The 7,496-nt window shown below is 62.3% G+C and carries 8 protein-coding genes and 1 pseudogene; 7 read left to right on the top strand and 2 right to left on the bottom strand.

Annotation, left to right across the window (positions count from 1 at the left end; all coding sequences use genetic code 11):
- The 4 genes from EOA36_RS20885 to EOA36_RS20870 form a co-directional block, all read left to right on the top strand.
- Positions 1-747 (top strand): ABC transporter permease subunit (locus EOA36_RS20885; protein WP_145969239.1); only part of this gene is annotated, 747 nt, incomplete at its 5' end.
- The gene (locus EOA36_RS20880) at positions 735-1,814 is read left to right on the top strand and encodes an ABC transporter ATP-binding protein (protein ID WP_127279232.1); all 1,080 of its coding nucleotides are present in this window, start codon (positions 735-737) and stop codon (positions 1,812-1,814) included. The genes EOA36_RS20885 and EOA36_RS20880, both read left to right, overlap by 13 nt.
- A gap of 139 nt (positions 1,815-1,953) precedes the next feature.
- A complete protein-coding gene (locus EOA36_RS20875) occupies positions 1,954-3,102 on the top strand; it encodes a DUF930 domain-containing protein (protein ID WP_127279233.1) in 1,149 nt (382 codons plus the stop codon).
- A gap of 121 nt (positions 3,103-3,223) precedes the next feature.
- A complete protein-coding gene (locus EOA36_RS20870; protein WP_127279231.1) occupies positions 3,224-4,273 on the top strand; it encodes a DUF930 domain-containing protein in 1,050 nt (349 codons plus the stop codon).
- Here the strand turns inward: EOA36_RS20870 and EOA36_RS20865 are convergent, their stop codons facing one another.
- On the bottom strand, positions 4,274-4,948 hold the full coding sequence (locus EOA36_RS20865) for an HAD family phosphatase (protein ID WP_127279230.1): 675 nt from the start codon (positions 4,946-4,948) through the stop codon (positions 4,274-4,276).
- Positions 4,949-5,049: 101 nt separating this feature from the next.
- Entirely contained in the window at positions 5,050-5,691 is a 642-nt protein-coding gene (locus EOA36_RS20860; protein WP_127279229.1) for a hypothetical protein, read from the bottom strand.
- A 192-nt stretch (positions 5,692-5,883) separates the two neighbouring features.
- Here EOA36_RS20860 and EOA36_RS20855 point away from each other — a divergent pair, with 192 nt between their 5' ends.
- The 3 genes and pseudogenes from EOA36_RS20855 to EOA36_RS20845 form a co-directional block, all read left to right on the top strand.
- Positions 5,884-6,321, top strand: coding sequence for a transcriptional regulator GutM (locus tag EOA36_RS20855; RefSeq protein ID WP_015315467.1), 438 nt, complete (start codon positions 5,884-5,886; stop codon positions 6,319-6,321).
- Positions 6,322-6,374: 53 nt separating this feature from the next.
- Entirely contained in the window at positions 6,375-7,136 is a 762-nt protein-coding gene (locus tag EOA36_RS20850; RefSeq protein WP_127279228.1) for a PTS glucitol/sorbitol transporter subunit IIC, read from the top strand.
- Positions 7,137-7,152: 16 nt separating this feature from the next.
- Positions 7,153-7,496 (top strand): annotated as a pseudogene (locus tag EOA36_RS20845) (PTS sorbitol transporter subunit IIB); the annotation flags it as partial.

Raw genomic sequence — 7,496 nt, 5'->3', positions numbered from 1 at the left:
CTGGTGCTGACCTCGCTGGTGCCGGGCTACGGCATCGCGCTCACCGCCAAAACGGCGACGCTCGACAATTACCGTTTCGTGCTGTTCGAGCATGATGCCGCCAATCGCGCCTTCTTCAACAGTTTCTGGCTGTCGATCGTGGCTGCTTTCTTCGCGGTTATCGTTGCCGTGCCGGTCGGCTATCTCATCGCCTGGGGCAAGCAGCGCTGGGTGCGGCTGCTCAACCTGTCGGTCGAACTGCCCTATGCCTTGCCCGGCGTGGTGCTGGCGATCGCCTCGCTGCTGTTGTTTCTCAGGCCGATCCCGCTGACCGGCATCCAGCTCTACAACACCGTCTGGATTATCCTCTACGCTTATCTCGCCCGCTTCCTGGTGCTGGCGCTGCGGCCGACCATCAGCGGCTATCATCAGATCGACCGGGCGCTGGAGGAGGCCGCACAGGTGGCGGGCGCCGGCCTGTTCACGCGTATGCGCACCATCATCTTTCCGCTCGTCGCACCGGCGGCGATCGCCGGCGGCCTCCTGATCTTCATGACGGCGCTCAGCGAACTCACCGTCTCGGCGCTGCTGTGGTCATCGGGGGCCGAAACGATCGGCGTGGTGATGTTTTCCTTCGAGCAGGGCGGTGATTCCAACTACGCGGCGGCGATGTCCGTCATCACGGTCGCGGTCACCTTCGCGCTGATGCTGGTGACCAACCTGCTTGCCCCTCATCTTCCGAGCGGAGTTCTGCCATGGCGCGACTGACGCTGGACCATGTGACCAAGAGCTTCACCGATTTCGATGCCGTGAAGGATGTCTCGATCGATGTCGCTGACGGCCAGTTTCTGGCGGTGCTCGGACCTTCCGGCTGTGGCAAGACGACGTTGCTGCGGCTGGTCGCCGGTTTCGAGAAAGTGACTTCGGGCGAAATCCGCATCGGCGGCGAGGTCGTGTCGGGCAAGGGCGGCAGCGTCGCGCCGGAAAAGCGGCGTGTCGGCATCGTCTTCCAGAACTATGCGCTGTGGCCGCACATGAGCGTCGCCGAGAATATCGGCTATTCGCTGAAGGTGGCCAAGCTCGACAAGGCCGTCGCGCGTCAAAAAGTGGAAGACGCGCTCGCGCTGGTCAATCTGCAGGGCCTTGGCGAGCGCAGGCCGGCCAATCTCTCCGGCGGTCAGCGCCAGCGCGTGGCGTTGGCGCGTTGCCTTGTCGCCGCGCCGTCGCTGGTGCTGTTCGACGAGCCGCTCGCCAATCTCGACGTGCATCTGAGAGCCTCGATGGAGGACGAGTTCGCCGCCTTTCACAAGCGCACGGGCACGACCATCGTCTACATCACCCACGACCAGGCCGAGGCGATGGCGCTGGCCGACCGTATCGCGGTGATGGACCACGGACGCCTGGCGCAGCTTGCGACGCCGCGCGAACTCTATCATGAGCCGGCAAATGAGATGGTGGCCTCCTTCATCTCGCAAGGCATCCTGCTGCCAGCGGATGTGATGACGAGCGAAGACGGCGGCCGTTGCAAGGTCAGGGTTCTCGGAACCGAACTGGTGGTCCGCTGTCGGCCTGGCGAGCGGCCACGCGCCGGCGCCAGGATATGCTGCCGATCCGCTGATATCGAGCTTTCCGCCGATGCCTCGGGCTTCGACGGTCTCGTCAAGCGGGCGATCTACCAGGGAGGTGCCGCGCGCATAGAATTTACGCCTGCTGCCGGTCCCGACCTGACCTTGCGTTTCGAGCAGCCCGATCCGGTCGTGCTGGAGAACGGTGCGCAGGTCCGGCTGCGCATAAGATCCGGCTGGCTGATCCCTGCCGCGGGAGCCGCCGCATGACTTGCTCGGCGGGGTGAGTCGCGACTCGTAACGCAGGCCCGCGCGTGATCATCCTGATCACCAAGCTGTCAGCGACCAAATTGCGCCAATCCGATCCCTATGCTTGAAGCCGCCGCTATTTCATTCCACATCGGTCAGGATGAACGAGGCACGAGAACGGCGTCGGAATATGTTGTGGGGTATCCCCGCATCACTGATCCTGCACGTGCTTGTCGCGGCGCTCCTGGTGTATGGCGTGCCCCCACGTCCCCAACAGCCGCGAGAGGAACAGCCGGTCAATGTCGCGATCGTGCCTCCGCCCGATCAGCCGAAGCCGAAACCTGTTCCCCCACCGCCAAAGCAGCCCAAAGTCGAAAAGCCGCCGGAACCCAAGGTTCAAAAACCGCCCGAGCAGCCGCCCAAGCCGGTGAACATTCCGGTTCTGAAGCGCGTTTTTCAATATGGCGAAAAGGATACGGGGCCTGAGAAATCTCTCGACGGCGGCAGCGCTCAAGCCAATGCACCGCTGCCGGCCAAGGATGAGGCCGCGAAGCCGCCAGTCGAACCGAAACCCGCGCCGACCCAATCCGCCGCGCCTGCAAATCCCGAGCAACAGGCAGCCTCCAACAAGGCCGACGAGAAGCCGGCAACCGACGTGCCGGACGAAAAACCCGCGCAAAGCGAGAAAAAGGAGGAGACTGAAGACACCGACAAACAGCAGTCGACGCCGCAAGCCGGCGAAAAGCAAGCGGTCGTGGCGCCAAAGCCATTGGCTGCCGAGGCCGCCGACAAGCCGGCGCCTCCATCCTCGGAAGAAAAGGCAAAGCCTAAACCCGCAAAGCCGATGAAGTTCAAATCCGCAACAGCCTTCAAAGCCCCAGGCGGGAAGGCGGGAAGGTCAAATCCCACCAACACCGAGGCTGCGGGATCGCCGATCTACTCCGGCCTTCCGGGCGTCAGAAAGCTTTACTCGCAAGGCGCAACCGGCAATGCGCTGGCCACAAGCTCCATGGACAACGTGCCGCGCGATCAGCGCGTTGCCAACCTTTGCGGCAACGTTCTGGACCAGGAATTGCAAAGTGCTGATTATTCGCCCAAATGGGTGCCAACCATTCCGCTGAAGCTGGGCAACGTCCTTAACCCTCCGCATGCCGCCTTCAGCACCAGAACCCAATGGTACAGTCTGAACTTCCGGTGCGAGGTCGACGCTGATGCGACGAGGGTCCTGTCTTTCAACTTCCGTGTTGGGTCATTGATCCCGCCCGGCGAATGGGCCAGCCGTGGATTCACTAAGTATCCGCTAAATTAGGCCGGCACGCCGAGCCGGGGCAATCGCCGGTCATCCAGGTCGCCAAGCTGTCGGCGGTTAAATAGCGCCAATCCAGTGCCCGTGCTTGAAGCCGCCGCGATTTCATTCCACATCGAAGGTGATGAAGGACGAGGCACGAGAACGGCGTCGGAATCTGTTGTGGGGCGTGCCCGCATCGCTGATCCTGCACGTGCTCATCGCGGCGATCCTGATATATGGGCTGCCAATCCCTCCCCAACAGCTGCGGGAGGAGCAGCCGGTCAATGTCGCGCTCGTGCCTCCGCCCGATCAGCCAAAGCCGAAACCTGTTCCGCCTCCACCGGAACCAAAGGTAGAAAAACCGCCTGAGCAGAAGGTTGAGAAACAGCCTCCGTCGGAAAAGCAGGCGCAGAAGCCCCCGCCAGTGGAGGTCCTGAAGCCCGTTTTTCAGTTCGGCAACAAGGATACCGGCCCGAGGAAATCCCTGGATGGGACCAGCGCTCAAGACAGCTCGCCATTCCCGGCCAAGAATGAGCCTTCGAAGCCGCCGGTCGAACCGAAGCCGGCGGAAAACCAGCCTGCCACACCACCAGACTCCGATCCAGCCAAGGACGCGCAGAAGCAGGCAGCTTCAACCGAGGACGTGGATAAACAACAGGCAGCCAACCCGGAGGCAGAAAAGCAGGCGGGGCTCGAAGCCGCCAAGCAACAGGGCGCGCTATCAACGCCGTTGGCTGCCGATGGCGACGTCGAGCTTCCCACATCAGCCGAAGCGCCAAAGCCCAAACCAGCAAATGCGCCGAAACCCAAGGTCTCGAAGTCCGCATCGCAGCGCGACTCGGGCCTTCCGGGCGTTCGCAAACTCTACTCGCAGGGTGCCACTGACGATGCGTTGGCCACGACCTCGATGGGTGGTTTGCCGCGCAGTCAGCGGGGAGCCAAACTTTGTGCCAGTGTGTTGCAGCAGCAATTGCTGGACGCCTCTTACTTTCCCGACCTGATCCCAAGTGTCCCACTTAGAGCGGGCAATGTTGTTGACGGCTCGGATGTAGCCTTCCGCACCACAACTGCCTGGTATCATCTGGGCTTCCGGTGCGAGGTCGACACCAATGCGACGAGGGTCCTGTCCTTTAATTTCCGTGTGGGGCCAGTGATCCCGCGCGACCAATGGGCCCGCCTTAGGCTTTACTAGCTACGCCGGTACACCGAGCCCCGACAATTGCCGGCTCACTTCACTCCAGTCGGCGCAGACGAAATCGGCACCGGCGGCCATCAGCCGTGCGGCATGCTCCGCATAAGTATGTCCGCCACCTGTATAGCCGACCGCCGTCATGCCGGCGGCAACCGCGCCCTGGATGCCGAAAGGCGAATCCTCGATGACGACGCAGTCGGCCGGACTGGCGCCCATCGCCGCCGCGGCGAACAGGAAAATATCAGGCGCGGGCTTGCCGTTCTTGACCATCGAAGAGCTGTAGATCGCATCGCCGAAGAACCGCGCCAGCCCGGTGATGGCCAGGCTGTGGTTGATGCGTTCGACGGAGGACGACGAGGCAACGCAGCGGTCGCCGTCGAGCGTCTCCAGGAATGCGGCGATTCCCGGTGTCGGCTTCAATTCCTGCGAAAACAGGATCTTGGTCTCGGCCCAGATATCGCTGTCGGCGGCCGCGGGAAACTGATGGCCGGTCAATTCCTTGATCCTGACGATGATGTCGGCCTGTTTCATGCCGACGCACTGCGCGATGATGCCGCCGTGAACGCCCGGCATGCCATGCTTTTCATAGACGCGCTCGTAGGCCCTGGCGGCCAGGGGCTCGCTGTCGACGAGAACGCCGTCGCAATCGAAGATGATGGGCCTTGCTCGCGCCACGCGCTTGTCTCCTCAACTCAAATTTCGCACATCGCTATCGGCAAAAAGTCAGATGTTCAATAGCGCGGTGTTTTTTGGGGACATGCGAAAACCGGCGATGCTCAAAGCTGGCGCAACACGTCGCTGGCGCGGGAGGACCTCAGTGCCCGTTGCATGGCCTGCCGCGACTGCGCGCGGTCGGGCGTGATCCAGTTTGGCTCCGCGCCCAGGAAGCGGTCGAGGAACGCCACGGCATAGGCCGGGATTTCGGTGACGTTCTCGCGATAGGACCACCAGGTGCGCAGGTCGTCGGCGCATTTGTCGATACTGGGCGCCGAGCCGAACTCCTGCTCGTAGATGGCCGAAATCACCGAGACGCAGTAGTTGGTGTAGAGAAAGCCTTCCGGCCAGAAGCGGATGATGTCCAGCGTGCCGGCATTCTGATCCGTTTCGACGAGCTGGGTAAGACCGGAGATCTCCCTGGCCGGCGCCTGTTTTATCAGTTCGCGCAACACAAGGCCGGCGGCAAAGACGATGAAGTCGGCCCGGTCGATCGCGGCAAACCGCTTCTGCGCTTCCATGACCTCGACCCAGTCGAGAAAAGCCCGCGTCAGCTTCGCCTCGTCGATTTCGAAGCGTACGCCGAAAGTGTCCGAGACCACCTTGGCGCTGCCACGAAAGGTGGCGCGGAACCAGCGCAACTGCCGCAGCCGGTGGCGCAGGTCGGGCATGAGGGCCAATTCGTCCCTGAAGGGCAGTTCCATTGTATGCATCCCGTTTCACGACAGGCTAGCACAGCCGTGCCGCCGCCGAAATCGGCCGACGGCCCTGTGGATGACCGAGGTCGAGGTCAATATCATACATATTGACATTCGCGGAAACAAATGTTCTCACTTTGCTGTTGTTGCGTGCCGGTCCAAGGTGCGCCTCGACTGAGGCTTCGGGAGGAGAACCGAATGGCGATTTGGCAGTGGGGACTGCTTCTGCTGGTTATTGTGTGGGCGTTGCAGTCGCTCGGCGTCTGGCTGCAGATGCGGCACTATTCGGATGTCTTCCGGGGCGTCACTGACCAATACAAGGACGGCTTCGTCGGCGCAGGCAATTTTCGCGGCCGATTTGCCAAGGGGACCATCGCGCTGGTCGTGGTGACGCCTGACCTGATCGTGCGCCGGATGATGGTGATGAGCGGCCGTTCCGTGTTCACCAAATTCAAACGACATGAAGAATTCGAGGGTGTTCCCCTCGATCGACTCCGGTCCAACCCTGCGATCATGGGGGAGGGGGAACCCGGTGTGGCCGAGGCCGTGAAGCGGGCGATCGAACAGATCGACAAAGCACGGTCGGAGCCGGGGAAGAAGCCGGGCCTGGCCGGCTTGAACGTAGCAAGGGCATAGAGGAGGCCGTGCGCCGACTGGGACCACCCGGCGGGCCGGCATAAGGAGGAGAAATGTCTGTATTTTCGTTGTTGGCGCAGCATGCCGACATGGCCGTGCACAATCTGCATGTCGCGGGTGCCATGGTTTCGGATGCTGCTTTGCATGGTAAGCTCGCCGTCGAGCATGCTTCCGACCATCTCGTTGTCCTGGCGCAGGCCGACAGCGGGCCGATTACCGTCGATCAATTCAAGGAAAAGCTGAAGGACGTCCAGCAGGAAGAGCAGCTCGGCTGGCTGACCGCCATCGGCAAGTACTTCATCGGCATCTTCCAGAAGGGCGGCGAAGTGTTCGCCGGCTTCGTCACCGGTATCATCCCGACGCTTGTGGTGCTTATGACCGCCTTCTATGCCGTCACCGAACTGGTCGGCGAAGAGCGCGTGCATGGCCTGGCGCGCGGTGCCGGCAGGATCGCGCTGACGCGCTACACGCTGCTGCCGCTGCTGGCTGTGTTCTTCCTCACCAATCCGATGGCCTATACGTTCGGATCGTTTCTGGAAGAGAAGCACAAACCCGCCTTCTATGACGCGGCGGTCTCCTACGTGCATCCGCCGCTCGGCCTGTTCCCGCACATCAACCCCGGCGAATATTTCGTCTGGGGCGGCATTCTGGTCGCGCTGCTGGAGCTGGAAAAGAAGGGCGCCGTCGTCGCCGGTTACCACGTCAAGGTGGCGATCTGGTACGCCATCGTCGGCCTGGTCGTCATTCTGCTCAAGGGCATGCTGACCGAGCGCATCACCGCCATCATGGCACGCCGTCAGGGCGTCGAGCTGTAAGGGCGGGGAGGACATCATGGACAAGACATTCAAAGCCGTAAAGATCTCCCGGGGTAACACAGGCTGGGGCGGCCCGCTCGTCATCGAGCCGACCGCCCAGCGCGACAAGATCGTCTCCGTCACCGGCGGCGGCATCCATCCTGTCGCCCAACTTATCGCCGACATGACCGGCGCCACGGCCGTCGACGGCTTCAAGGCGCCGCCGATCGAAAGTGAGATGGCGGTCGTCGTCGTCGACTGCGGCGGCACCGCACGCTGCGGCGTCTATCCGCGTAAGCGCATCCCGACCGTCAATCTGACGCCGGTCGGACAGGCTGGGCCGCTCGCCCAGTTCATCACAGAGGATATCTACGTTTCGGG

Source organism: Mesorhizobium sp. M8A.F.Ca.ET.021.01.1.1, from assembly GCF_003998025.1.
Lineage (GTDB): Bacteria > Pseudomonadota > Alphaproteobacteria > Rhizobiales > Rhizobiaceae > Mesorhizobium.
This window is presented reverse-complemented; position numbering and strand designations above follow the sequence as displayed.

What these genes read in the sequence shown, in the direction of transcription:
- EOA36_RS20880 (WP_127279232.1), top strand. Translation starts at nt 735, where the DNA reads ATGGCGCGACTGACGCTGGACCATGTGACCAAGAGCTTCACCGATTTC.
- EOA36_RS20875 (WP_127279233.1), top strand. Translation starts at nt 1,954, where the DNA reads ATGAACGAGGCACGAGAACGGCGTCGGAATATGTTGTGGGGTATCCCC.
- EOA36_RS20870 (WP_127279231.1), top strand. Translation starts at nt 3,224, where the DNA reads ATGAAGGACGAGGCACGAGAACGGCGTCGGAATCTGTTGTGGGGCGTG.
- EOA36_RS20860 (WP_127279229.1), bottom strand. Translation starts at nt 5,691, where the DNA reads ATGGAACTGCCCTTCAGGGACGAATTGGCCCTCATGCCCGACCTGCGC.
- EOA36_RS20855 (WP_015315467.1), top strand. Translation starts at nt 5,884, where the DNA reads ATGGCGATTTGGCAGTGGGGACTGCTTCTGCTGGTTATTGTGTGGGCG.
- EOA36_RS20850 (WP_127279228.1), top strand. Translation starts at nt 6,375, where the DNA reads ATGTCTGTATTTTCGTTGTTGGCGCAGCATGCCGACATGGCCGTGCAC.